The sequence below is a fragment of the Streptomyces sp. HUAS TT11 genome (genome assembly GCF_051553595.1).
In the GTDB taxonomy this organism is placed as follows: domain Bacteria; phylum Actinomycetota; class Actinomycetes; order Streptomycetales; family Streptomycetaceae; genus Streptomyces.
In genome coordinates, this window is record NZ_CP196184.1 from 701554 (window position 1) to 725697 (window position 24144).

A 24144-nucleotide genomic window follows, 5' to 3' on the forward strand; every position below is an offset into this window, starting at 1 on the left:
GAGCGGAATGAGGCGCTGTCGACATCGTTCGGAGGCGAACCCGTGGCCCGCGGTGGACAAGCGCGGGCGCCGTGCGATCAGTTCGCGCCGGAGCCGCCGCTGCCGGAGGAGCCGCTGAAGCCGGAGTTCCACCGGGGGCGACTCTGGTCCTCGCTGCGCCTGCTCCCGCCGGGATGCAGTTGGTGCGGCGTCAGGCGCTCGCTCTCGTCCGCAGCTCGCGGCACTTCGTCCGGCTCCCTCCGCTCATGAGCCGACATGTCGGGACCGTCGCCGGAATCGGGGTGCGGGGGCCGTGGGGAGGTGCGTGAGGGGCCCTGTTCCCTGCCTCGGACCTTGATCCCGAGCCGGATGGCCCAGACCAGGAACCCGGCGACGACGAGACCGACCACCAGGGCGCCGGCCACGCCCCACGCAGCGTCCGAAGCTGCCATTTCGATCGAGATCATCATTTCCGCCGGGTTCCCCGGAGAGGGAGGGGAACACGTCGACGTGCGGCCGCACAGCCCGTCGTGCGCCCGCGGCAGTGAAGGATCGCGCAACGGGCGTGGCGCAACGCGGCGCCCGGGATGCCCGTCAGTAAAGTCGCGGCGTACGGCCACTTCGACCGGTGATCTTCCCCACCGGCCGACCCGGACGGATGCGGCATGTCCGCCTCCTCAGCCCGACCGGTCTGCCTCGGCGCGCGCCGGGCACTCGCGTCGCGCCCGTATGCCGCCCGACCTCGCAGCGGACCTGACGCCCGCGAGGTCGGGCTTTTGGAGGAGGAGGATGTCCCGTCTGTCGGAACCCGCCGCCCGGCACGGTGCTTCCGCCCCGTCCCCGCTCGGCCGATCGCTGCTGCGCTGGGCGACGACGACCGATCACAAGGTGATCGGCCGGTTGTACATGGTCACCGCCTTCTGCTTCTTCCTCTTCGCCGGTCTCCTGGCGATGGGGATGCGGGCCGAACTCGCCCGTCCAGGACTGCAGCTCATGTCCGAGGACACCTACAACCAGTTCTTCACGGTGCACGGCACGGTGATGATGCTGCTCTTCGCCACACCCATGTTCGCGGGGTTCGCCAACGCGGTCATGCCGCTGCAGATCGGCGCCCCGGACGTCGCCTTCCCGCGTCTGAACGCCCTGTCGTACTGGATGTACCTCTTCGGCGGTCTGATGGTGGTCTCGGGGTTCGCGGTGCCCGGGGGTGCCGCGTCCTTCGGCTGGTTCGCCTATGCCCCGCTGAACAGTGCCCTCCGCTCCCCCGGCGCCGGCGGGGACCTGTGGGTGATGGGCCTGGTGGTGACGGGCGTGTCGACAACTCTGGGCGCGGTCAACTTCATCACCACCATCATGTGTCTGCGGGCACCCGGTATGACCATGTTCCGGATGCCGATCCTCACCTGGAACATCCTGTTCACCTCGATCCTGGTGCTGCCGGCCTTCCCCGTGCTCACCGCGGCGCTGCTCGGTCTGGAGGCCGACCGGAAGTTCGGTGCGCACATCTTCGACGCGGCGAACGGCGGCGCCCTTCTGTGGCAGCACCTGTTCTGGTTCTTCGGCCATCCCGAGGTCTACATCGTCGCGCTGCCGTTCTTCGGTATCGTCTCGGAGATCATTCCGGTGTTCTCCCGCAAGCCGCTGTTCGGCTACCTGCCGATGATCGGTGCGACGGTCGCGATCACGATGCTGTCGGCGGTCGTATGGGCTCATCACATGTTCGCCACCGGCGCGGTACTGCTGCCCTTCTTCTCCCTGATGTCGTTCCTGATCGCGGTGCCCACCGGCATCAAGTTCTTCGCGTGGATCGGGACGATGCGCGGGGGATCGCTGTCGTTCGAGACACCGATGCTCTGGTCGGTGGGATTTCTGGTGTCGTTCCTGCTGGGCGGTCTGAGCGGCGTGCTCATCGCGTCCCCGCCGATGGACTTCCACGTCACCGACTCGTACTTCATCGTGGCGCATCTGCACTATGTGCTCTTCGGCACCGTGGTCTTCGCCATGTTCGCGGGCTTCTACTTCTGGTGGCCGAAGTTCACCGGCAGAATGCTCAACGAACGGCTGGGCAAGGTGCACTTCTGGCTGCTGTTCATCGGCTTCCAGCTGACCTTCCTGGTCCAGCACTGGCTCGGTACGGAGGGCATGCCGCGCCGCTACGCCGACTATCTGGCCGCCGACGGCTTCACCCTGCTCAACACGCTCTCGTCCGCAGGGGCGTTCCTGCTCGGCGTCTCCACGCTGCCGTTCCTGTACAACGTGTGGCACACCGCACGGCACGCCGAACAGGTCACCGAGGACGACCCCTGGGGGTACGGCCGCGGCCTCGAGTGGGCCACGTCCTGCCCGCCGCCACGCCACAACTTCCGAGCCCTGCCCCGGGTGAGGTCCAACTCGCCCACCTTCGACCTGCACCACCCAGAGATCGTCCGGCAGGCACCGCAGGAGGAATTGCGATGAAGATCGAGGCCCTGCTCTTCGGCGGTGTCGCCGTGTTCTTCGCCGCCGCCGCCGCGCTGTACGGCGCATGGTCGGGCGAACCGGCCGGCACAGCGGTACTGATCGTCGCCTTCGGCATGGCCGCGGTGGTCTCCTTCTTCTGCGCGGTGCAGTACCGGCGCCGCGGACGCCGCCCCCAGGACCGCACCGACGCGGAAGTGGCGGATGCCGCCGGCGCGCTGGAGTTCTTCCCGCCCCACAGCCCCTGGCCCCTGGTCACGGCGCTGGGCTTCAGCGTCGCCGCCCTGGGCGTGGTCTACGGACTGTGGCTCTTCCTCATCGGCGCCGGGGTGCTGGCTCGAGGGGTTCTGGGGATGGCGTTCCAGTACGCGACCCGCCAGGACTGACCGGTCGCCTTGGAGCGGCCGGCCGGTATCCGGTCACGGCACCGCCGCCGGGTGCCCGGAAGGACCCGGCCGACGCCGACAGTTCGTGTGCGCCACGGACTGCGCGCCGTCACGCCGTACGCGACACGGAGACGCCGGTGGGTGCGGCGATCGCCGCCCCACCCACCGGTTGCCCCACGCCGTCCAGCGGCGCAAACCAGCCGATCATCGGCTTTCCCGCCGCTCCACCACGCCTTGCTGAGCGGCTCAGTTGAAGGTGTCGGGGTCCGGGCCGGTGCGCAGGTCACGGTCGAGTGTGGTGATCGCGGCCATCTCGTCGTCGGACAGGGTGAAGTCGAAGACGTCGAGGTTCTCTCGGATGCGAGCGGGAGTCACCGACTTGGGGATCACGATGTTGCCGAGCTGCAGGTGCCAGCGCAGGACCACCTGGGCGGGCGACCTGTCCAGCCGCTGCGCGATGGTGGTGATCGCGTCGTCGCCGAGGACAGCGCCCTGGGCCAGTGGGCTCCAGGCCTCGGTCGCGATGCCCAGTTCGGTGTGCAGCGCGCGCAACTCGGACTGCTGCAGGCCAGGGTGCAGCTCGATCTGGTTGACGGCAGGCAGGAGCGAGGCGCCGTCGACCAGCCGCCGCAGATGGGCGGGCTGGAAGTTGGACACGCCCGGGGCGCGGACCCTGCCGTCGGCCACCAGCTTTTCGATCGCCCGCCAGGAGTCCCGGTACAGGTCACGGACGGGCGTCGGCCAGTGGATGAGGTACAGGTCGATGTACTCGAGGCCCAACTTGGCGAGACTCGCGTCGAATGCCTTGAGCGTGGCGTCGTAGCCCTGGTCGGCGTTCCACAGCTTGGTGGTGATGAACAACTCCTCGCGGGGGATGCCCGCCGCGGAAAGTGCCTTGCCCACGCCGGACTCGTTGCCGTAGATCGCGGCGGTGTCGATGGAGCGGTAGCCGGCCTCCAGAGCGGAGGCCACGGCCGCGGTGGTCTCCTCGTCGGGGACCTGGAAGACGCCGAAGCCGAGCTGTGGGATCTGCACGCCGTTGTTGAGGGTGACAGTGGGGACAGAAGTCATGGTGGGTGGAGCTTTCTCGTACGAAGTACTGGTCTGGCTTGGTGGCCGGGCGTCCTGACGAACGCGCCGGCAGGGTGCCGTCGTCTTCGGCGTACGTCCGCCGAGCCCGTCGGCGCCGTCCGGGTGGGCGGCGCACCGGAGTGGGACGCCCCGAAGCGAGGAGCCGCCGTCGGTTGGGGGTGCCGGTCTCCCCCGAGACGAGGACCGCCCGCTCGTCGGAGGGAAGGGCGCAGGTGGCCTCCGGGGTCCAGGACGGTCAGGAGGCGTCGATCGTGGTCGTTCTCATGATCACACTCCGTTGGTGAGTGTTGTGCGGGACGTCGTCGCATGGGACGACGCGTAGCCGGGTCGTGCGTAGAGGTGCAGATGATCACGGGGAGCACTTACAAGCACCAACAATAGTTGCAGACGCCTGCTAAGGGCAAACGCGGGATACCGCGCTTGGAATTTGTAGTCGCACGCAAACATCTGGGGGGCGGGAATCCTCGTGGGCTCTCGACCGGAGAGGGTCCGATCTCGAGGTCCGCGGAAGCCGCAAGCAACGCGTCAGCTCCGCGGCAGGCGCGGGACCGGCCAACCCGGCCCCCACCGCCATGACCTCCACACGGCCGCGTCACCGAACGGACCGGTGCGTTCCTCGATCATCGCGAGGGCCTGATCTCGGGCGGCGTCCACGGCCCGGTACTCGGCGTCGGTGACGATCCCGAGCCGTCGCACCTGGGCGTACTCGTCTTCGTCCTTCCAGTGCCAGCGGCTCAGGTCGGGGGCGACAATCAGGTCCACAGCCAGGTCGAAGGTGTCGAACCCGCCCCGCGTGCGCCGGATGGGGTGCTCGAAGTTCACGTACCAGTTGCGCATCCCGGCACTCGTGTAGAAGGCGTTGACGCTGAACCACGCCGTCGGCGGCTTCCACAGCAGCAGTTCGGTGTCCTGCCACACCCCGCCCACAAGCTCCGACTCCCCCATGGCCATCGCCTCCAAGGCCTCACAGCGCGGGAACCGGTCGCCGTCGGCACAGGCCTGAACGTACCGCCACGGCCGGCGGAGCTCCGCCCCCGGCGCGCATGCGGTCACCAGCGCATCGGTGCTGTCGGCGACGACCCGGAGCGCCTGCTCGCTCCATACGCGGCCGCCGCGATACACATCGCGTCGTACGACCGTCTCTCCAGCCTCAAAGCTGCGCACCGCGCCTCCTTCGCGCCGGCCCGACGGATCCTCCTCACCGGACTGCGGCCGAGCCATCACCCTCCGTCGGTTCCGTCCGAATCGCCGGAGCGCGGTCCTGGGCTGTCGCCGCACGTTCGACCACGGCGATCGGTGCCCCGCGAGTTGCGTAACCGTCAGGACGGGCGGCACCGAGCCCTCGCAGTGCGATGGTCGCGCGCGCGTCAGGGGTACCGCGTGACCGACACCTACGAGCCGACTGTCTCCAGTGCCTCCTCCGGTGCCGGTCGGCCGACGGCAGAACCGCAAACGGTCGGATCGGGGCGGGCTTTGCTCCGCCAGTCGAGTGGTTGGCCTCCGTGGCAAGAACCTGTCGTCTGCCGCCGGACGTGATGTCGTTCGTGGATGTGATCAACGAGGTTCATGTGTCGGAGCCGGGTCTGATCGTGGTCGACGTGGTGGCCGCGGACGACGCGACTGCCTTTGCGTTTCATGCGGTTCTGGCGGCGATGTGGGTGACCACCGGGATCGAGCGCGCGCCCCGGGATCCCGGGCGGTCCGGAGTACGGCTGCGCTGCCACCTGGACATGCGCCGGCGCCCGGGCTGATACGGGCTGGGAGGACGGTCGGCAAGCTTTTCGAACGGGGGCGGAACACCGTGGGCAGCGGGCACCGTGCCGCTCGACACCACGGCATGACCACCTGCCCGTTCGGCCGGCTCTGTCGTGCGTGGACGCATCTCGGCCCCATGTCCCGCACATGTGGCCCCGCATGGGGACGGTCTGTCGCGCTCCGTCCAGAACGGGTGTGCCGATGCATCGGGCGCCGGACCACTTTCCCGGTCTCCGGGTATCCGGCCCGCGTTCAGCCGGCCAGCAGATCGCCCACCGCGGCGACGCCGTCCGCGATCGCGCGCTCCGTCACATCGCCGAAGCCCAGCACGAGCCTCGCGCCGCTGGAACCGGCCGGCACCGAGCGGTTGGCCGCCATCCCGTACAGCCCGACCCGTCGGGTGCGGGCCGCAGCAACGACCTGCTCCTCATCGCGGCCCGAACCGAGGTGTGCCACCGCATGGAAGCCGGCGGCGAGGCCGGTGAGCCGTACGCCGGGGGCGTGCGCCGCGAGCGCCTCGACCAGGGTGGCGCGCCGGGCCGCGTACACCGTCCGCATCCGCCGCAGATGGCGGTCGTAGCGCCCGGACGCGATCAGCCGGGCGAGCGCGATCTGGTCCAGGGTGGGCGATCCGCGGTCGTCCGACACCTTGAACGCCACGACCGATTCGACCAGGGCCGGTGGGCACAGCAACCAGCCCAGCCGCAGTGCGGGCGCGAGGGACTTGCTCACGGTGCCGATGGCCACGACGCGATCGGCGGCGAGCCCGTGCAGCGAACCGACCGGGTCGCGGTCGTAGCGGAACTCCGCGTCGTAGTCGTCCTCGATGACGAAGGCGTCCCGGCGCTGTGCCCAGGCGATCAGCGCACGTCGTCGTTCGGCGGCCATGACGACCCCGGTCGGCCACTGATGCGCGGGGGTGACCAGGACCGCCCGCGCGCCGGTCCGCTCCAGTGCCCGTACGTCGATGCCGTCCTCGTCGACGGGCACCGGTACGGCGGTCATCCGGGCGTGCGCGGCGGCCAGGGCCGTCGCGACCGGTGCGCCCGGGTCCTCGTAGGCGAGGGTGTGCACGCCCTGGGCGGCCAACGCGCGCAGGACCAGGGCCAGGCCCTGGGCGTAGCCGGAGCAGATGACGGTCCGTTCGGGGTCGGCCGCGGCGGCCCGCACCCGCCGCTGGTACCCGGCGACCACCTCGCGCAGTGCGGGCGCCCCATGCGGCTCGCCGTAGTCGAGCGCGGCGGTCGGCAGGGCACGGCCGGCCTCGCGCATCGCCCACAGCCAGTCGGCCAGCGGGAAGGACGCGAGGTCGGGGACACCGGTCCGGAAGTCGGCGATGAGGCGTGGAGCGGGCGGCGGTGCGGGAGTCGGCGCAGGCGGCGGACAGGCACGGGCGGCGACCGTGGTGGCGGCACCCACCCGGGTGGAAAGGTAGCCCTCGGCCTGCAGTTGGGCGTAGCAGTCCTGGACGAGGCCGCGGGAGACTCCGATGCGACGGGCCAGTTCACGGGAGGACGGCAGCCGCTCTCCGACCTCGAGACGGCCGGCCCTTATGGCGTCTCTGATCTGGCGTTCCATCTGCGTGCGCAGGCCTTCTGCGCTCTCCCGGTCCAGGGTGAGCAGCAGTTCGGGCGAGAGACCGGACCACTCCAGCGGCATGGAAATGGAGCTTATCGGGGGGCCGGGCGACCTCTAGCGTCACCAGCATGACCAAGCCACCCAGCTCGTCGTCCGCCGACACGGCACGCTTCCCGGACGCCCCTCCCGCTCCTGCTCTTCCTCCGCTGGTGACACGGCAGTTGCTGCTGCGCTTCCTGACGGTGATCGGCGCCTCCGCAAGCTTCTTCCTGCTGCTGTCGGTGGTGCCGCTGTACGCCCAGCACAGCGGCGGCAGCCCCGGCCTGGCCACGGGCGCGTTGATGCTGGCCACGGTCGGCGGCGAGTTGGCCACCCCGCGCCTGGTCGCACGATACGGCTACCGGGTGGCACTGGCGGCGGGTCTGGGCCTGCTCGGCGCGCCCGCACTGGTGTTGACCGCCGGAGACGGCATGGCGTGGATCGTCGCGATGTGTCTGCTGCGCGGGTTGGGCTTCGCCCTCACCGTCGTCGCCGGCGGTGCTTTGACGGCGTCCCTGATCCCGGCCGAGCGGCGCGGCGAGGGACTGGCCCTGGCCGGGATCGTGTCGGGTGTGCCGTCCCTGGTGGGCCTGCCGCTGGGTGTGTGGCTGGCCTCGCACGTGGGGTTCACCCCGGTGTGTGTGGCCGGCGGGATGGCGGCGCTGGCCGCCGTCGTGGTGGTACCGGGGCTGCCCGGGCGGGAACGCTCCGCGGGCCGGGACGCCGGGGTCCTCGCGGGCCTGCGCAACGGTGCTCTGGTTCGGCCCACCGCGGTGTTCGCGACGACCGCGATCGGCGCTGGGATCATCGTGACGTTCCTGCCGGTCGCCGTCCCCGCCTCACTGTCCGGGCTGGTGGCGGTCGCGCTCTTCGCCCAGCCCGCGACGGCCACCGCTGCCCGCTGGTTCGCCGGGCGGTTCGGCGACCGCCACGGCCCGGCCCGCCTGGTACTGCCCGGACTGCTCGCGTCGTCCGGCGGCCTGTTGGTGACGTCGGTGACGAGCAGTCCGGTGGCGGTGCTGGCCGGGGTCGCGTTGTTCGGGGCCGGTTTCGGGGTGGCACAGAACGCGACGCTGACGCTGATGTACGCCAGGGTGCCGGAGTCCGGGTACGGGACGGTCAGCGCGCTGTGGAACGTCGCCTACGACGGTGGGATGGGCCTGGGCGCGGTCGGCTTCGGCGCAGCGGCGGCGCACACCGGCTACCCGGCCGCCTTCGCCCTCACCGCCGCCGTGATGCTCGTCGCCCTGGCCCCGGCGTGGCACGACCGGCTGCGGGCATCGAACTGCTGCCGGCCGCCCACATCCGCGTGACCGCCCCGGGAAGCCCGCTTCCGTCAACTCGCGGTCCGCCGGGGGATCCACCCCTTCGGTGGAGCCGCCTCCCGCCCCTCCCCCGGGAGACGGCATGGGGCAACGCCATGCGATGGATCCTGATCGGCGAGGAGTTCGAGGCCGCCTACGCCCATCGCCTCGGCCTCATCCAGGAAGGCCTCGCCGACGGCGCCTCCGCGCTCGAGCGGGCCCAGCAGATCGCGCGCGTCATCGGCCGGCCGTCCACGCCGCCGGCCGTGCGCATCGCTCTCGCTCCGCCCGCCGGGCCCGCGAGTCGGGTGACGCCGCCGCCGTCGCCCGGCCGCGGTGTCCTCAGGGGGATGCCCGCCGTGTCGCCCTGGGCAGCGCTGTAGCTTCCTCAGGCCGGGCACGATCGTCGCGTCAACCCGTGGTCATGCGGGCCAGTGCGTTGCGGCCGGTGTCGAAGCTGTGCAGTGCCGCGCCGACCGCAGCCGCGACGGTGACTTCGAAGATCTCGTCCTCCGAGCACCCCTCGGCGGTGAGCCGGTCCAGGTCCGCTTCGGTGATCCGGTACGAGGCCGTACGGACGGTCGCGGCGTACGACTGCCACGGTCCGGGAAGTGGCTCACCGGCCGCTGCGGCGGCGCGCAGCGCCGGATCGGTGGTGGCAGGCGCGTCCAGCACCGAGTGGCGAAGGTCGGCCACGGCGTCGCCGTGGCCGGTCGCGGGGCCGTCGTTGAGCAGGAAGGACGGGAAGCGATAGCCGAAGCGGTGCAGCGCACGGGTACCGCTGTGCAACTGGCCCTCACGGAGGGTGAATCCGAAGGCGTTCGCCAGGCGGTTGACGATGTTCCACACCAGGTTGACGCGCAACGCTTCCTGCAACGCGTGCTCGGGCAGGTCGGCGAGGTCCGCGGTGACTTCGGCGGCGTAGATGCGGTCCGGGGTCAGGCCGGCCGACTCGAGGAACTGCCGGACGGCGCGCAGTTGTGGCCGGGCCGACTCGGGATCGTCCGGGTCGATCTCGCCGTGGCCGGCGATGCGGGTGAGTTCGGCGTGCGTGTCGATGCAGAACGGGCACTGGTGGAGCCGCGCGGTGCACATCGCGAGGTATTCGCGTTCCCCCGCGGTCCAGTACGACGGTCCGCGCATCGCATCGGCGGTGAGCTCCAGCAGCGGACGGGTGAGAAAGCCGGGCCGGTACAGCAGCGTCTTCACGATGTCCGGGCTGTCCACACGCGACGTCGCGGAGGTGAGCGCCAGGAACAGCTTCACACGGCGGCGGTGGCCGTGGTCCAGGACGGACAGTCTCATCAGGACTCCGGGATGTCGAGGTCGTGTAGCCGGCCGGCAAGGAATCGCCGGTCGGCGGGGTTGGTGGCCAGTTCGTGGGCACGCCGGTACGCGGCTGCCGCGTCCAGGGTGCGGCCCAGGCGGCGCAGCAGATCCGCGCGGGCGGCGTGCAGCAGGTGGTAGCGGTCGAGCCCGTCGATCCGGTCGATCAACACCAGTCCCTCGTCGGGACCGGTGGCCATGGCCACCGCGACGGCGTGGTTGAGCGCCACCACAGGTGACGGGGCCAGCGCGAGCAGTCGGGTGTAGAGGGCGGCGATGCCCGGCCAGTCCGTCCGATCGGCACGGACGGCCTGGGCGTGCAGCGCGGCGATCCCGGCTTGCAGCTGGTAGGGGCCTGGCCTGCCCAGGCACAGCGCACGGTCCAGCAGCCCGACGGCTTCGACGATCTCCGTGTGATCCCAGCGGGACCGGTCCTGGTCGGTCAGCAGCACCACCTCACCGGAAGCGCTGTAGCGGGCTGCGCTGCGCGAGTCATGCAGCAGCAACAGGGCGACCAGGCCGAGCGCTTCGGGCTCGTCGGGCATCAGGGTGGCGACGAGCTTGCCGAGCCTGATCGCCTCCTGGGACAGCGTGCGATGTTCGGACCGTTCGGGAGCGGCGATGTAGCCCTGGGTGAAGATCAGATAGATCACGGCGAGGACTCCGGACAGCCGCTCGGGCAACAGCGGGTCGGCGGGCACTTCCAGGCCGATGCCGGCATCCCGGATCTTCCGTTTCGCGCGCACCAGGCGTTGCGCCAGAGTCGATTCGCCGACCAGGAACGTCCGGGCGATCTGCCCGGCGGTCAGTCCGGCTACGGCCTGCAGGGTCAGGGCGACCCGCACGTCCTCGGCCAGGGCGGGGTGACAGCAGGTGAAGATCAGGCTGAGCCGCTCGTCGCCCAGGCCGAGCAGACTCTCTTCCTCGAGGTTCGTCATCGTCGTCACCGCCTCGTGTTCCGCGCCGAGTTCGGCGAGCTTCGCTCGACCGAGCCGGGCCCTGCGGAGCCGGTCGATCGCCCTGTTGCGGGCCGCGGTCAGCAACCACGCCACCGGATCGTCGGGCGCCGATTCACCCCATGAGCCCAGCGCGAGCGCGCACGCGTCCTGCAGCGCGTCCTCGGCGAGTTCGAAGTCGCCGAGGACACGGATCAGAGCGGCCAGCATCCTCGCCCGGTGCTCCCGGTAGACCGGCTGCAGGATCGCCGCGGCGTTCATTCGCGGGTGGCCGCCGGGTCCGCAGGACGGTGGTCCAGGCCCGGAACACCGACGATCGGCCGCACCTCGATCCCGCCCTGCTCGGCCATCGGGCACATCGCGGCCAGCTCCAGGGCCTCGTCCAGGTTGCGGCAGTCGAGGACGTAGATGCCGCCGAGGTGCTCATGGGTTTCGGCGTACGGACCGTCGGTGGTCAGCGTCCGTCCGTCCCGCACGCTGACGGTGGTGGCGGTGTGCTCGCCCTGCAGGGGATGCCCGGAGACGAACGCGCCCCGCCGACGGCACTCGTCGGCGAACGCGTTCACCCTGGCCAGCGCCTCGGCGAAACCCGGATCGTCGGGCTCGGGCCGCTCGCAATCGTAGATCAACAGCATGTACTGCACGTGTCCTCCATTCGCCCGGATCACGGCCGGTCGAAGAGGATGACGAACGGACCGACCGTATCTCGACACCCCGATTGCACCATCCTCGCCGGATCCGCGAGGGCCGGGGTACGGCGGCGTGCCGAGCACAGCGGAGCAGGGCGCAACCGGCGACCACGGCACCGGGCGGGTCGGGCTTCGCAGCAACCGTGACGACCGCCTGCATGGCCCGACGGATGTACAACCCGTACTCACAGCGTGATGACCGGCCATGCCCCCGTCGCACCGCTCCGGCACGGCCCAAGGACGAGGGCGACCGCGGATACAGGCACCGGCGCATGCCGGCGATCACCGTGTTCGTGGCCACCACGGGCTGCACGTGGGGACAGCTGTCAACGGGGTTCGGCCCGTCCGGGCCGACCACACACCGTCGGTTCGCAGAGCGGAGCCGGGGCCGCCAATGGGGCAAGCTCCATCGCCCGGTTCCTGACGAACTCCGCGTTCGAAGGAAGTTGGAGTTGTCGCGAGGCGCGACCGACTCGGTGCAGATGCGGGTGCGTCAGTCGGCGAGTCGGGAGGCCATCGCCGGGAGTGGCCGCCAGCTGACGGGGACACCGCGCATGACCAGAGCGCAGTCGAGGGTCGCGCTCCCCGTCGGGAAGCGGTCCGGGTCGTCAAAAAAGGACGACGCGGCGGAGCGAACCCGGCCGGCCTCCACGTGCCAGGCACTGGTCCGCAGTTCCATCCCATCGAGGTGACGGCCGGAGCCGGTGGCCGAGAACCCCTTTGCCCCGCCTCGGAAGAAGCGCGAAGCCTCGGCGAGATCGGCGAAGAGCTCACTGCCGCGCAACTCGTCGGACAGCTCGACGGTGACATCCACCCGGGTGTCGCCGTCCCGTGTCGCCAGGGCGACGCGCATCTGACCCGGCGTCTCGTGCACTTCGAAGTCGGCGCGGCCGTGTTCACCGGGGAAAAGGCGGCCTCCGGCCCAGGTGTTGAACCATGAGGCGGTGTCGCGCCGTGGGATATAGACGCCGGTCTCCACGCCGTCCGGTCCGTCCCACTCGACGGCGATCCGATGTGCCGCGTTCTCGCTCCGCAGTCCGAAGGCCTTGGGTGCCCAGGTGGGCCGTACATGTCCCAGGCGCAGCAGACAGATGCCCGCGACCGCGTAGCCGTGCACCAGGTGCGGGCGCAGTGCCCCGGGAAGCAGGCGTGCTGCGGCGTCCGGCGCGACTCGATAGTTCACCAGAAGCCTGCGTTCCACGACGCTGGACAATCGCGGCTGCCTCATGATTCCTCGTTCTGCGCTGCGGGGCGCCATGTGGTGTGACGGAGCACGATCTGTTCGGGGCAGACGGCGCTGAGGAACCGGCCGATGGAGTTGGCCAGACGTTGCTCTGCCAGCGCGTAGAAGATCCGGTTGCCTTCCCGTCGCTCGGTGACGAGTCCGGCCCCCTTGAGCACACCGAGATGTCGTGAGATGGAAGGCGCGCTGATCGCGAACCTGGCTGCGATCTCACCGGCCGCGAGCTCGCCGCCTCTGAGGTCCTCGAGAATCTGGCGTCTTGTCGGATCGGCGAGGGCGCGGAAGGCTCCCGCCTCGTCCTGAGCTCCCGTCATCCTCGATATTTAGCACCTTGGCTAAACATCTAACAAGGGGTCGGGCCCCACATCGGTCGGCACGGGTCGCGGCCGACGGTATCCGCTCGGCCCGCTTCCGGGACCCGCTCACCCGCCGACTGGAGGGTTCAGCAAGAGTGGGGCGTCCGGGGCCCCTGGCCGTCGTATACCGGCCCCGATGGGCTTCGGACACAGTCGTCCGCGGGTCGAGGCCCAGCGCCATGCCGGTGTGACCGCAGTGGTCACACCGGCATGGCGGGACCGACGACTCCACTGTGTTCCGGAAGCGCAGATGTGCGGGGTGGGGCCGCCCGACGTCGCACCGCGGACTCTGCCGACCTCGGTGTCCGCGTGGCGGTCGCGCATCACGGATCCGGCAACAGGTGCGGGCGGTCTCCGCAACCGCTCATGCGGTCCGGCATCGGCCCCGCCGACCACTTGGCCGAACGGGACATCCCCGTGGTGGACCGTCTGCCCGGGGCGGGACTGGGCCCGCAGGACCATCCGTCGGTACTGATCAGCCTGCCCGTGGTGCGCGGTTCCACATGGCTTGACGCGTTCAGCGAGGAGAACCGGGCCCTCTGTGCCGACGGCTGCGCGGACCGTTGGCCTCCATCGGCCAGGCCGGCGCCTTCCTGAGCTGCGCGGACGGCGCCGAAGCCCCGGACGTCGAGCTCACACCGATGCTCGTGGACCTCCTCGGCAACGGTGCACCGGGGTTCTCCTGCCTGGTCACACTCCTGGCGCCCGAGAGCCGGGGCACCGTACGGCTCGCTTCCACCGACCCAGTGGCCGCGCCGCTCATCGACCCGCGGTACTCCACCGAGGCGGCGGAGCGGGAACTGATGGTGGACGGGATGTGCAGGACCCCGGAGTCGTGCGAAAGCCCGATCATGCGGGCACTCATCGGCTCCGCCTCGTACCCCACCGCCACGGACGACGTATCGCTGCCGGAGTGCGCACGCGAGTCCCGGGTCTCCATCAAGCATCCTGCGAGCACCTGCCGCGCGACCGAGGACGAGCAGTCGGTTGTCGACCCCACTGCAGGTACACGGCAGCACGGGGCTCCGCGTCGTCGACGCCTCCGTCATGGCCGCCATCACTCGTGGGAACACGTACGCCCCGTCCGTGACGGTGGGAGAACATACAGCCGAGCTCATCCTCAGCACGGCGTGAGCGGCACACACCTGCGCGTCACCCCATAAACGCCGCTGATCGCCGCATCGAGTGAATCTGGTGGCAGTTGGCTGCGTTCCGGTCGCCGGTGGCCGCCGTCCGGAGTTTCCTGGCGGAGAACACACACCAGGAGATGCGGATGCGGCACACCCACAGCGCAGTGCGGCCCGCGAGATGTCGCGGCCTGTACGCCCTTGCGTTGCTCGCCCTCCTGGCTGTCCTCCACACGACATTCAGCACCTGTGCGTCGCACCTGACCGTGCTCGAGCCGGACGGTTGCCGTCAACAGGCGGTCTCCGTAAGCGATCCACGCTGTCGGGCGATGCCTTCGACCGCCGTCGCCGGCCCCGACGCCGAGGGGCACCACCAGCACAGCGGAGGCGTGCAGTCCCGCTCCACCTCCCCCTACGGACGGCAGCAACTCGGGGCTCCCACGCACGGTACCCCCGCCGTCGACGCCGACCGCGCCGCACCCGGCACTGCCTCCACGGCAACATGGCAAGGGACGATGGGTCCCGGGAGCATCGCGTCCACTCCCGGCACGGTTGTCCTGCGCTGCTGAGAGCACCATCACCGCGCCCGCGCGCCGGTACGGGTGCGGCGGCCGGCGTCCGCGCGTGAACGCTCCGGAATGCCGGCCGACGGCGTGCGGCCGCACCCCGTGATCCCCACGGCACCCTTCCCGTCTCGAATGTGCTGCCGGGATCCGCGCCCGCAATCGCATCACGGTCGCTCGGACCTCCCGGTCCGGACGCCGCTTCCGTCATACAGCAGCACGCCCCGACCCTGCTCGCCCGTCCGAGCCTCCATCCCGTTCATCGCCCGGCGCCTGGATCCGGCCCTCGGCGGCCGCGCACCCGGTACCGCACCGCCGACACCCGCAAGGTCGTCGCCACCCCCCGCACACTCATAGCTTCGCGTCCCCGTGACACGGGCGGGCCACGGCCCATGCGGCACCGCACACTCCGGCGCCTCCGCGACGTTCCTTCCTCCCGCAGAAAGAACGCCATGACTTCACGCAAATCCAACTTCGCGACCGCACTGCGGACCGACCTCTCCTCCTCCCTCATCGTCTTCCTCGTCGCCCTGCCCCTGTGTGTGGGAGTCGCCGTCGCATCGGGAGCACCGGCCGAACTCGGCCTGATCACCGGCATCGTCGGTGGTCTGGTCACCGGGCTGCTCCCCGGCAGCAGCCTCCAGGTCAGCGGCCCGGCCGCCGGGCTGACCGTGCTCGTGTTCACCGCCGTGCGGGACTTCGGACTGTCCGCGCTCGGCGTCATCGTCCTCGCCGCCGGACTCCTTCAACTGGCCCTCGGCGCACTGCGTCTGGGACGCCTGTTCCGTGCCATCTCGCTGTCCGTCGTGCACGGCATGCTGGCCGGCATCGGACTGGTGCTGATCGCGGGACAGCTCTACGCGCTCGCCGACCGCAAGGCCCCCGGCAGCGGTACGTCGAACATCGCGGGGCTGCCGGACCTGGTCGCCGACGTCGTCGGCTCGGGCGCCGCGTTGACCGCCGTCGGTGTCGGTGCCGGAACGGTCACGATCATGACGCTGTGGAAGAAGCTGCCGCCGAAAGCGCAGATGCTGCCCGGCCCACTCGTCGCGGTCGGAGCGGCGATGCTCGCCGCCTTCGCTTTCGACCTGCCCGTCACCCGCATCGAGGTCAACGGGCTGATGGCCTCCATCCAGCCACCCGGCCTCGACGCATTCGAGAAGTTGGCGGAGGTGGCCATGCTCACCACCATCGTCGCCTTCACTCTTATCGCCTCCGCGGAATCCCTGTTCAGCGCGGCAGCCGTCGACAGGATGCACGAAGGGCCCAAGACCGACTACGACAAGGAGCTGATGGCACAGGGCGCAGGCAACACCGTGTGCGGACTGCTCGGCGCACTACCCATGACCGCGGTGATCGTCCGCAGTGCCGCCAATGTGCAGGCGGGAGCCACGACGAAACTGTCGCGCGTCCTGCACGGTGTTTGGCTCCTGCTGTTCGCCGCATTGCTGCCCCACCTCCTGGACCTGATTCCCACCGCCGCTCTCGCCGGGGTCCTCATCCACGCCGGCCTCAAACTGCTGCCCCACAAGGAACTCGGCCCCCTCTGGCGCGATCACCGGGGCGAGGCCGTGGTACTGGTGGTCACCGCGGGAGCGATCCTTTTCACGAACATGTTCGAGGGCGTGCTGATCGGATTGCTGCTGTCGGTGGTGAAGACCGCCTGGGAGACCTCACGCGTTCAGATCGAGGTCGATGACACCGGAACGGGACCGGTGCGGGTGCGGATCCTCGGCCATGCGACCTTCCTGCGGCTGCCCCGCATCCTGGAGACCCTGGAGCAGCTTCCCGCACATCGGCCCACCGAGCTCAACCTCACCGGTCTGCTGCACCTCGACCACGCCTGCATGAGCGCGCTGCAGAACTGGGCCGACCAGCACAACGCACGCACCATCCACCCCGAGCCTTCTCCCGCCTCGGTCTGAGCCGAAGGGCTGCGGGACGGTGGTCCGTCGCACTGGGTCGATCCCGCCGGGCCCGTCGCCCGCGGAGGCGAACCGAGCGGTGAAGACCTGCTCCGGCGCCCTGGGTGCACCCACATGGCGATCCGCCACGAAGTGGGCCGTCCAACTCGTGCAGGCGGTCGCGAACGAAGCGACCGGGGGCGGGACCATTGATGGTCCCGCCCCCGGCAGTTGTGTTCCTCTCTCAGTGGCGGTGTGCCGAGATCACTTCAGTCCGAAGGCACGGACGATGGTCTGCTCCACGGCGTTGCCGTCGGAGTCGGTGGCGCCTGCCCGGAGGGTGACGAAGCGGGCGCCCTTGGGGGCGTTCAGCTCCGTACGCCAGCCACGGCCGTCGGACGTCCGGGTCAGCTGTGCCCTGTGCCAGGTGGCGCCGTCGTCGTAGGACAACTGCAGGGTCCCGTCGTGGAAGGCGGCGGGGGGCAGATCCGCGTAGGCCTTCGGCCACTCACCGGACGGTTTGGCGGGCTTGATGGTGAACACCGCGTCGCGATCGGCCTTGCCCGAGAAGTCCGTGGTCACGTTGTAGTCGAGTTGGACCAGGGGCAGCGGCAGGTTCTGGTAGCGCTGACCGGCCGCGGACGTGAAGTCCCAGACCGTTCGGGTGCGGGTGGAGTAAGGGCTCGCCCAGGTGCCGCGGGAGAACTCCGAGACGATGCGGTACGGAAGCGCCTCGGGCTTCAGCCCCGTCGCATAGGTGTAGTAGTCGGACGACTGGGCGAGCAGGGTGTCGCCCTGGTAGATCGACGTCTTAGCCTGGACGCCCGGGGCGGTGCCGTATCCCTCGCGGTCGGCGCCCGCGTCCCCCCAGCCGGCTACGAACGCGAAGAGAGCGTCGTCCTGGCGGGACAGCGAAGAGCCGTCGTACGAGATGCGCGGCCGCTGGATCGGCGAGAACCAGCTCTCCGCCGTGCGGCTCCCGGTGCCGTAGTGCTTGTCCGCGGCGATGACCCGGGTCTCACCGGTCACCGTCGCGCTCTCCCGGTACTGCACGCCCGGGGACACGTAGTCGGTGCGGTCGCCCTGGCCCTGTCCCGGAATCTCCGGCCAGCCGACGGCCCACCAGTCGAACTCCGGATACACGTCGTAGCGGAAGTCCGTCGCCTGGGCCGGACGGTAGTTGCGGAAGGACATGTCGACCCTGGCCAGATCACCGGTGTTCGGACGGTAGGTGAGATCCATCGGGATCTGGTTGCGGTGGTTGCGGACCACGTCGTACAGGTACTCGGTGGTCGGGTTGGAGTACACCTCCAGTGCCGTACCGGACTTGGAGGCCTGCGAGATCAGGCGGCGGCCTTCCTCCTGGTCCAGTGTTGCGATGTTCATCGGCGCGATGCTGTCGAAGGCCAGCGGTTCCACAAGGCCGGGGCCGTCGTTGACGACCAGCAGCAGCGCGGCGCCGGCCGCCGCCGCGGTGTCCGCCTGCTCGGACAGCGCCACGGTGTCGTTGCGGTCGACCACGACGGCCTTGCCTCGGACGTCCCGGCCCGTGTACTCCGCCGCGGCGCCCTGACCCACGTACACGGCCTTCAGCCGGTGCGAGCCCTTGGACAGGGGCTTCGTCCCACGCCGCACCAGCAGATCGTCGAACGAGGTGCCGCCCATGGAGATCTTCAGCGCGGGCTGCTCATTGCGCCACCGGGTGCGCACGTCGAAGGTTCCCTTGGTCACCTTCGCCGTGGGCACCGCCCAGAGGGTGTCCTCGGTGCGCGGCACGAGGAAGGACATCACCTGATTGCCCGCACCGGGGAAGGCCCGTGTGTAGTCGACCCGCAGCGCGCTGCTTCTGGACTCCCGAGGGGTCAGCAGCTTCATCTGCCGGGCCTTGGTCGCGCTGAGCACGATGGTGGTGTCACGGTCCAGGTCGAACTGGGGCACCATGACCAGGGCATGTCCGCGGGACTGCGGACCATGACTGCCCTCGACCTGCATCCACTGACCCAACGACCAGGTTCCGGCGGGAAGTTCGAGCGTCAGAACGCCGGGTGAATCGATGTCGAAGTTGATGTTCCAGTTGTTCACAAAGGGGTCGGAGGTTTCGTCGGAGGCTCCCATGAGCGTGCCGGGGCCCGTGTAGATCCCGCCTGACCGGTCCTTGGACACGATCGTCACCTTGAAGGTCTGGTTGGCGGTGGCGAAACCGACGGCGGTGTGGGCGAGGCGGATGCCCGCCGCCGACGCGTCGATGCGCGCGTCGTAGGTCGTCCCCCGGGCGGCCTTGTCGACGTTCGCGGTCACGGTGACCGTGCTCGTGCCATGTGCCGGGACGGTGACCTTGTCCTTCGACAGGGTGAACAGCCCGGCCGGGGCCTTGGGGGCGGAGACCGCGAGGTCCAACGTCACCGCGGAGTCGCCGACGTTGGTGTACGTCACCGTCTTGTCGACCGTCGCGCCGGGATCGGCCGGCCAGGTGTGCTCGCCGAGGGAGACCGTACCGGTGGCGTACACGGTGGACTTGGAGGCGGCCGCGATGTCCACACGACCGGCACCGGCCTGGAAGGCGGTGTAGGCGGGGGTCGGCTTCGAGGTGCTGACCAGGGCGTCCTTGATCTGCTGACCGGTCCAGTCGGGGTGCTCCGCGGCCAGCAGCGCGGCGGCTCCTGCGACATGCGGAGTGGCCATCGAGGTGCCGCTCATCGTGATGTAGTCGCCGGTGCCGCCGGCGTATCGCGAGCGGGCGGCGAGAATGTCGACGCCGGGAGCGGTGATCTCCGGCTTGACCGCGCTGTCCGACCAACGCGGGCCGCGGCTCGAGAAGTCGGCCAGCTGGTCGTCGTGGTCCACGGCGCCGACGGTCAGCGCCGCATCCGCGGCGCCGGGTGCGGCGACCGTCATCGGGTCCGGGCCCGAGTTGCCGGCGGCGATGGTGAACAACGCACCGGTCTCCGCACTGAGTTGGTCGACGGCCTGGCTGAGCGGGTCGGATCCGTCGGACGGGCTTCCGCCCAGGCTCATGCTGATGACCTTGGCGTGGGCGTTCCTGGCGGCCCACTCCATGCCGGCCAGGATCCAGGAGTCCTGTCCTTCGCCGGAGTCGTTGAGGACCTTGCCGACGTGCAGCCGGACGCCGGGGGCGACGCCCTTCTCCTTGCCTGAGGAGGCCGCACCGGTTCCGGCGATGGTGGAGGCCACGTGGGTGCCGTGCCCGTGGTGATCCACGGCGTCCGTGTCGGCGGTCGCCTGGCCCTGCGGACCGTCACCGCCGCCGGGGGGCTGGTCGGGTACGAAGCTGGTCGCCTCCGCGACCTGACCCACCAGATCGGGGTGTCCGTCGTCGACGCCGGTGTCGAGTACGGCGACGTCCACGCCCTTGCCCGTATTGCCCCCGCGCCACACCTCGGGCGCACCGATCTGGGCGGTCGAATCGGCGAGAGTCGCCTTGGCCTTGCCGTCCAGCCAGATCTTGGAGATGCCGCCGGCCAGAGTGGGCTTGGGGGCGGGCGAGGCGAGGAGGGAGCTGCTGCGGGACACCGCGGATGCGTTCACCTTGGCGGTGACGGCCGACCAGAACTCGGCCGCCTTGTCATGGTCCTCGGCGAGAGCCGCACCGTTGATGCTGGAAAGGGTGCGCACCCGGTTCGCGCCGCGCGGTGCGCTCTGTGTGCGGGCGGCAGCGTTGTGTGTGTAGGTCACGATGAGCGGCAGGTGATTCACCCGGGCGTCGTCGTAACCGTCGGCGACCAGCCCCGTGACGTTGAAAAGGTCCTTGTCGAGGAGCCCGGCGGAGACGTACGGCGCGGCCGACTCGGGGTACACGTACAGGTCCTTGCCGACCTTGTCGGTGTGCGCGGCGATGGGTTCACCGTGCGGACCGCTCACCGTCACGGTGCCCGCACCTCCGGCGGGCGTGACCGTGACCTTGTCGCCTGTGATCAGCGTGACGGTACGGGGCTGCGCGGCCGCGGCCGGGGCGGGCACACCGGCCGCCGCCGTGCTCCCCAGCTGCCGTACGGGCTGCGCGTCTGCGGATGTCGTGACCGAAAGGGACAGCATGGCCGCCGTGATGCCGAGCGCCGTCAGCCGTCCTCTACGAGAGGATATGTGAGGCAATGTGAATTCACCGCCGTGTTTGCGGGGGCAGTACCGGCCGATCATGCGGCGTTCGCTTTCCGGTCAGCCATACCGGAATGGTGTCGCCCTTGGTCATGGCGCACATGCGCCATGAGGACACCCGTGGCGCGGGACGGCGGTACACACTTCGTGTGACAACGCGGCAGAGGGCTCCAGGTGCTGTTCGGGTCACGGTCGGCAGGACGGGCTGTGGCCGCGTGCGCCCCGGCCGGCGCGGGAGACGCGACAGGACCTGCACCGACCGGCTCATCCCCGACACGGGTGAAGCTGTTCGCTATACAGAACGTCCGGCTCGGCGTCGGTCGGGGCAGGCGACCGCCAGTTGTCAGGCAACTAGTGGCATCGCACGCATCGTTGACACGTGACTAGCGGCGCCATACGCTCCCGATCGTTCGTTCTGCAGAACGACAACGACGTTCAGGAGGCGGTGCCACGTGTGGTCAGGCCTGATCGGCGGAAGGACCAGAGCAGTCGCGGCAGGGGCCGTCGCGATGGTGACGGCATTGATCGGCAGCAGTGCGGGGGCGGCGCCCGTCGGGCCCGCAGGTCCTCCCCCCGCAGCGGCGCACATCTCGGATCCGTTCGCGCCCATCGATGCGCAGCACCCGCAGGACCAACAGGACATGACCTGGAGCGACTATCAAAAAGTTCCGGGCACGAACTGGGCGGATCCCCAACTGCAGCCGACTCAGAAGAAGTTGCGCATAGCGTTGGTCGCGGTGGATTTCCCGGACCAGCCCTTTGTCATGACTATGCCGAAAAAGAGCGACCCTTTCGGCAACCCGCAGATCGACCCCGTATCCCGCGATGACATCCCTGGGTTCTACGCGGACTTCTACAACAAGCCCAGCGCGCTGAACCACGGCCACACCGTGAACGAGTACTGGATGGAGCAGACCGGCGGCCGTATCGGCGTCGAGTTCGTTCCCTTCGGACCGTACCGGGCTCCCCGGCCGTCGTACGAGTACGGGCTGAACGACATCGGCCAGGAGCGTGCGGGCTGCCCGAGCGGACACACCTGCGACGGCAGCATCGAAAAGGACATCGACCCCGTGTGGAAGCAGGACGTGGGGGCGGACGAGGCGAAGTCCTTCGATCGCGTGATGCGGATCTACGCCGGCTACGACGAGACGTCCGTCTGGCAGGAGTTCGGCGAGATGAAGTTCCAGACCCCGCAGGACGTGCCCGATGAATGGGGGCCGCCCGACCCGGACCTTCCGAACGCCGTGCGCAGCCGGTACACCGGCTTCACGTCGTGGAAGGCCGGATCGCAGCTGTGGGGCAACTCCGGTATCCGGCAAGGGGAGAGCTCGGGAACCATCACGCACGAGATCACCCATACCTTCGGTATCGGCGACAACAACAACAATCCGTACGTCGAGCCCTACCACCGGGCCGGCACCGGCCCCTTCGACGTGCTCGACCGAGGCTCCTTCAACGGGCCGGGCGGACCGCACAACCGCTGGCAGGTCCCGGCCACGCAGGGCGCCTCGATGCCGGCCGGCCAGACCGTGCGGACCAAGACCAAGCTCGGATTCCTCAACGACGACCAACTGCTGACGCTGTCCCCGCAGGCACTCGCGGATCATGGTCTGGCCGTGTTCGACGTCCGCGCCCGGTCGGCGAAGGTGAAGGAGAACCAGCTACAGGGTGTCGAGATCGACCTGGGCACGGACAGGACACCGGCATGCGACGTCAATACGGATCCGTTCTGCTCCGGCCCCGGCTTCACCGACTACACCATCGAGACGGTGCAGCGGATCGGCGCGGACTCCTTCACCCCTGATCACGGGGTGATGCTCACGAAGAACAAGCCGTTCGGCGACGAGGGCGCCAGCTGCGGTTACCTCTGCTTCAGCTGGATGATCGACGCCAACCCCCAGGACATCAACATGGTCGACTTCACCCGGCCGGACGGCACAAAGGTGATGCGCTCGATCGGTGACTACCGTCAGCTCAACGACGGCCTGTTCCACGCGGGGACGCGCTCCGGCAGCGCGTACGAGTACACGGACACGGCCAACAGGCTCAAGTTCTACGTCATCAACATGAAGACCGATCCGGCCGGCGAGCTCTCCTACACGGTGGCCGTACGGTCGCTGGACGGATCGGGCCCGCAGACCCGCGGCGTGGCGCTCAGCCACGGCAGCTCCGCCGGTGACGCCCAGCGCCGGGGTGCCGTCTGCACCTTCCAGCTGGCCAACACCGGACACGGCTCCAGCGGTGCGACGGACAAGTCGGCCGCGTACCGGGATGCGGACGTCTACCGGCTCTCCGCGACGGCGCAGGGCGCGGGATGGCGGGCCGAGGTTCCCAACGCTCTCGCCACCGCCAAGGTCGGCGAACGCACCACGGTCAACGTCGCCGTGGCCGCGGGCAAGGGCGCGGCAAACCACTCCAAGGTGACACTGACCGCACGCTCCGAGAGCGATCCGCACAAGACGGCGCAGGCGAACTGCACCGTGCACCGCTGAGCAACCGGTCGCCGGGAGCACTCCCGGCGACCGCATCGGCCGAGGGCCGGCGTCGCGACCGCGCCCGGCCCTCGGCCTCTTTCCCTCAAGTCCTCGACCGCCAACGGCCGTCACAGGCAGGCGCAGACCCCGTACGCTGAGGCGAACGCACCCGCCCCGCAGGAGATCGTGTGATGACCCCGAGCAGCTCGGTCAGACAGACCCTGGCCGCCAACCTCAGGCGTGAGCGGAACCGCCGCGGGCTGTCCCTCAGCGAACTGTCCCGGCTCTCCCGGATCGGCAAGGCGACCCTGTCGCAACTCGAGTCGGCCACCGGAAACCCCACGATCGAGACGGTGTTCAGCCTCTCCCGCGCCCTGGATCTGCCGATCTCCGACCTGCTCGAGACCGATCCCTCAGGCAGCGTCACCGTGGTCCGCGCCGCCGACACGGAGGTCCTGAGCGGCGAAGGGGTCGACCTGCGGCCGCTGCGCCGGATACAGACCGGCGGGCTGATCGTCGAGGTGTACGACCAGCAGGTACGAACCGACGGCCGGCAGACCTCCCTCGGCCACGCGGGAACCGAGCACACCATCGTCCAGTCCGGCCAACTCGACGTGGAGGTCGACGGACACCTCACCCGCCTCGGCCCCGGCGACTACATCGCCTTCGACGCCTCGATCCCCCATGGTTACGCCGCCCCGGAAGGCCCGGTGCGTTCGGTGCTGCTGCTCCAGTACCGAACGCCCCGGTCCCAGCAGGACGACGACGAGAATGCGGCCAACGCACCGCACTGAACGGACGCG

Annotated in this window: 20 protein-coding genes; 10 read left to right on the forward strand and 10 right to left on the reverse strand. The window is 69.8% G+C overall.

Annotation, left to right across the window (positions count from 1 at the left end; translation table 11 throughout):
* Positions 1 to 77 precede the first annotated feature (77 nt).
* Positions 78 to 431 carry a DUF6479 family protein gene (locus ACSHXN_RS03475; protein WP_438302616.1) on the reverse strand — a complete coding sequence of 118 codons (354 nt, stop codon included), beginning with the start codon at positions 429 to 431 and terminating at the stop codon, positions 78 to 80.
* Positions 432 to 768: 337 nt separating this feature from the next.
* Between ACSHXN_RS03475 and ctaD the strand changes: the two genes are divergently transcribed.
* The gene (gene ctaD / locus ACSHXN_RS03480) at positions 769 to 2436 is read left to right on the forward strand and encodes an aa3-type cytochrome oxidase subunit I (protein WP_438302617.1); all 1668 of its coding nucleotides are present in this window, start codon (positions 769 to 771) and stop codon (positions 2434 to 2436) included.
* Complete coding sequence (ctaF, locus tag ACSHXN_RS03485) at positions 2433 to 2822, forward strand: aa3-type cytochrome oxidase subunit IV (protein ID WP_355136375.1); 390 nt, start codon at positions 2433 to 2435, stop codon at positions 2820 to 2822. The genes ctaD and ctaF overlap by 4 nt, the downstream gene beginning before the upstream one ends.
* Before the next feature lie 246 nt (positions 2823 to 3068).
* On the opposite strand, the gene ACSHXN_RS03490 is transcribed toward ctaF, so the two are convergent.
* Both ACSHXN_RS03490 and ACSHXN_RS03495 read right to left on the reverse strand, forming a co-directional pair.
* Complete coding sequence (locus ACSHXN_RS03490; protein WP_438302618.1) at positions 3069 to 3893, reverse strand: aldo/keto reductase; 825 nt, start codon at positions 3891 to 3893, stop codon at positions 3069 to 3071.
* A 546-nt stretch (positions 3894 to 4439) separates the two neighbouring features.
* Entirely contained in the window at positions 4440 to 5078 is a 639-nt protein-coding gene (locus ACSHXN_RS03495; RefSeq protein WP_355136371.1) for a DUF402 domain-containing protein, read from the reverse strand.
* A 338-nt stretch (positions 5079 to 5416) separates the two neighbouring features.
* Here ACSHXN_RS03495 and ACSHXN_RS03500 point away from each other — a divergent pair, with 338 nt between their 5' ends.
* Complete coding sequence (locus tag ACSHXN_RS03500) at positions 5417 to 5665, forward strand: DUF6207 family protein (RefSeq protein WP_355136369.1); 249 nt, start codon at positions 5417 to 5419, stop codon at positions 5663 to 5665.
* Positions 5666 to 5921: 256 nt separating this feature from the next.
* Here ACSHXN_RS03500 and ACSHXN_RS03505 read toward each other — a convergent pair whose 3' ends face one another.
* A complete protein-coding gene (locus ACSHXN_RS03505) occupies positions 5922 to 7328 on the reverse strand; it encodes a PLP-dependent aminotransferase family protein (protein WP_356113260.1) in 1407 nt (468 codons plus the stop codon).
* A 47-nt stretch (positions 7329 to 7375) separates the two neighbouring features.
* Between ACSHXN_RS03505 and ACSHXN_RS03510 the strand changes: the two genes are divergently transcribed.
* Positions 7376 to 8599: an MFS transporter gene (locus ACSHXN_RS03510; RefSeq protein WP_356113258.1), complete on the forward strand. Its 1224-nt coding sequence runs from the start codon at positions 7376 to 7378 to the stop codon at positions 8597 to 8599.
* 107 nt (positions 8600 to 8706) lie between these two features.
* Positions 8707 to 8973 (forward strand): hypothetical protein, encoded by a 267-nt coding sequence (locus tag ACSHXN_RS03515; protein WP_438302619.1) that lies wholly within the window; start codon positions 8707 to 8709, stop codon positions 8971 to 8973.
* A 28-nt stretch (positions 8974 to 9001) separates the two neighbouring features.
* Here the strand turns inward: ACSHXN_RS03515 and ACSHXN_RS03520 are convergent, their stop codons facing one another.
* The 5 genes from ACSHXN_RS03520 to ACSHXN_RS03540 all read right to left on the reverse strand — a co-directional run bounded on the left by ACSHXN_RS03520 (position 9002) and on the right by ACSHXN_RS03540 (position 13118).
* Entirely contained in the window at positions 9002 to 9895 is an 894-nt protein-coding gene (locus ACSHXN_RS03520) for a hypothetical protein (RefSeq protein ID WP_356113254.1), read from the reverse strand.
* Positions 9895 to 11133 carry an RNA polymerase sigma factor gene (locus ACSHXN_RS03525; RefSeq protein WP_355136357.1) on the reverse strand — a complete coding sequence of 413 codons (1239 nt, stop codon included), beginning with the start codon at positions 11131 to 11133 and terminating at the stop codon, positions 9895 to 9897. The genes ACSHXN_RS03520 and ACSHXN_RS03525 overlap by 1 nt, the downstream gene beginning before the upstream one ends.
* The gene (locus ACSHXN_RS03530; RefSeq protein WP_356113300.1) at positions 11130 to 11507 is read right to left on the reverse strand and encodes a YciI family protein; all 378 of its coding nucleotides are present in this window, start codon (positions 11505 to 11507) and stop codon (positions 11130 to 11132) included. Before ACSHXN_RS03530 ends, ACSHXN_RS03525 begins: the two co-directional genes overlap by 4 nt.
* 547 nt (positions 11508 to 12054) lie before the next feature.
* Complete coding sequence (locus ACSHXN_RS03535) at positions 12055 to 12789, reverse strand: DUF2071 domain-containing protein (protein ID WP_355136355.1); 735 nt, start codon at positions 12787 to 12789, stop codon at positions 12055 to 12057.
* A complete protein-coding gene (locus ACSHXN_RS03540) occupies positions 12786 to 13118 on the reverse strand; it encodes a metalloregulator ArsR/SmtB family transcription factor (protein ID WP_355136353.1) in 333 nt (110 codons plus the stop codon). The genes ACSHXN_RS03535 and ACSHXN_RS03540 overlap by 4 nt, the downstream gene beginning before the upstream one ends.
* Positions 13119 to 13723: 605 nt before the next feature.
* Between ACSHXN_RS03540 and ACSHXN_RS03545 the strand changes: the two genes are divergently transcribed.
* From ACSHXN_RS03545 to ACSHXN_RS03555, 3 genes are all read left to right on the forward strand, one after another.
* Positions 13724 to 14323, forward strand: a complete 600-nt coding sequence (locus ACSHXN_RS03545; protein ID WP_438302620.1) for a GMC oxidoreductase — start codon at positions 13724 to 13726, stop codon at positions 14321 to 14323.
* A gap of 293 nt (positions 14324 to 14616) precedes the next feature.
* Positions 14617 to 14856, forward strand: a complete 240-nt coding sequence (locus ACSHXN_RS03550; protein ID WP_355136351.1) for a hypothetical protein — start codon at positions 14617 to 14619, stop codon at positions 14854 to 14856.
* Between the two features lie 446 nt (positions 14857 to 15302).
* On the forward strand, positions 15303 to 16775 hold the full coding sequence (locus ACSHXN_RS03555; protein WP_355136349.1) for a SulP family inorganic anion transporter: 1473 nt from the start codon (positions 15303 to 15305) through the stop codon (positions 16773 to 16775).
* A gap of 243 nt (positions 16776 to 17018) precedes the next feature.
* Here ACSHXN_RS03555 and ACSHXN_RS03560 read toward each other — a convergent pair whose 3' ends face one another.
* Positions 17019 to 20807 carry a S8 family serine peptidase gene (locus ACSHXN_RS03560; RefSeq protein ID WP_438302621.1) on the reverse strand — a complete coding sequence of 1263 codons (3789 nt, stop codon included), beginning with the start codon at positions 20805 to 20807 and terminating at the stop codon, positions 17019 to 17021.
* Positions 20808 to 21631: 824 nt separating this feature from the next.
* On the opposite strand from ACSHXN_RS03560, the gene ACSHXN_RS03565 reads away from it, so the two are divergent.
* Together ACSHXN_RS03565 and ACSHXN_RS03570 are read left to right on the forward strand one after the other, a co-directional pair.
* On the forward strand, positions 21632 to 23359 hold the full coding sequence (locus ACSHXN_RS03565; protein ID WP_438302622.1) for a M6 family metalloprotease domain-containing protein: 1728 nt from the start codon (positions 21632 to 21634) through the stop codon (positions 23357 to 23359).
* Positions 23360 to 23532: 173 nt separating this feature from the next.
* Complete coding sequence (locus tag ACSHXN_RS03570; protein WP_383358126.1) at positions 23533 to 24135, forward strand: helix-turn-helix domain-containing protein; 603 nt, start codon at positions 23533 to 23535, stop codon at positions 24133 to 24135.
* The last annotated feature ends 9 nt before the right edge of the window (positions 24136 to 24144 follow it).

Bases quoted from the DNA above. Each gene is read 5' to 3' on its own strand.
- ACSHXN_RS03475 (WP_438302616.1), bottom strand. From the start codon at position 431: ATGGCAGCTTCGGACGCTGCGTGGGGCGTGGCCGGCGCCCTGGTGGTC.
- ctaD (WP_438302617.1), top strand. From the start codon at position 769: ATGTCCCGTCTGTCGGAACCCGCCGCCCGGCACGGTGCTTCCGCCCCG.
- ctaF (WP_355136375.1), top strand. From the start codon at position 2,433: ATGAAGATCGAGGCCCTGCTCTTCGGCGGTGTCGCCGTGTTCTTCGCC.
- ACSHXN_RS03490 (WP_438302618.1), bottom strand. From the start codon at position 3,893: ATGACTTCTGTCCCCACTGTCACCCTCAACAACGGCGTGCAGATCCCA.
- ACSHXN_RS03505 (WP_356113260.1), bottom strand. From the start codon at position 7,328: ATGCCGCTGGAGTGGTCCGGTCTCTCGCCCGAACTGCTGCTCACCCTG.
- ACSHXN_RS03510 (WP_356113258.1), top strand. From the start codon at position 7,376: ATGACCAAGCCACCCAGCTCGTCGTCCGCCGACACGGCACGCTTCCCG.
- ACSHXN_RS03515 (WP_438302619.1), top strand. From the start codon at position 8,707: ATGCGATGGATCCTGATCGGCGAGGAGTTCGAGGCCGCCTACGCCCAT.
- ACSHXN_RS03520 (WP_356113254.1), bottom strand. From the start codon at position 9,895: ATGAGACTGTCCGTCCTGGACCACGGCCACCGCCGCCGTGTGAAGCTG.
- ACSHXN_RS03525 (WP_355136357.1), bottom strand. From the start codon at position 11,133: ATGAACGCCGCGGCGATCCTGCAGCCGGTCTACCGGGAGCACCGGGCG.
- ACSHXN_RS03530 (WP_356113300.1), bottom strand. From the start codon at position 11,507: ATGCTGTTGATCTACGATTGCGAGCGGCCCGAGCCCGACGATCCGGGT.
- ACSHXN_RS03535 (WP_355136355.1), bottom strand. From the start codon at position 12,789: ATGAGGCAGCCGCGATTGTCCAGCGTCGTGGAACGCAGGCTTCTGGTG.
- ACSHXN_RS03540 (WP_355136353.1), bottom strand. From the start codon at position 13,118: ATGACGGGAGCTCAGGACGAGGCGGGAGCCTTCCGCGCCCTCGCCGAT.
- ACSHXN_RS03550 (WP_355136351.1), top strand. From the start codon at position 14,617: ATGCCTTCGACCGCCGTCGCCGGCCCCGACGCCGAGGGGCACCACCAG.
- ACSHXN_RS03555 (WP_355136349.1), top strand. From the start codon at position 15,303: ATGACTTCACGCAAATCCAACTTCGCGACCGCACTGCGGACCGACCTC.
- ACSHXN_RS03560 (WP_438302621.1), bottom strand. From the start codon at position 20,807: ATGCTGTCCCTTTCGGTCACGACATCCGCAGACGCGCAGCCCGTACGG.
- ACSHXN_RS03565 (WP_438302622.1), top strand. From the start codon at position 21,632: ATGACTATGCCGAAAAAGAGCGACCCTTTCGGCAACCCGCAGATCGAC.
- ACSHXN_RS03570 (WP_383358126.1), top strand. From the start codon at position 23,533: ATGACCCCGAGCAGCTCGGTCAGACAGACCCTGGCCGCCAACCTCAGG.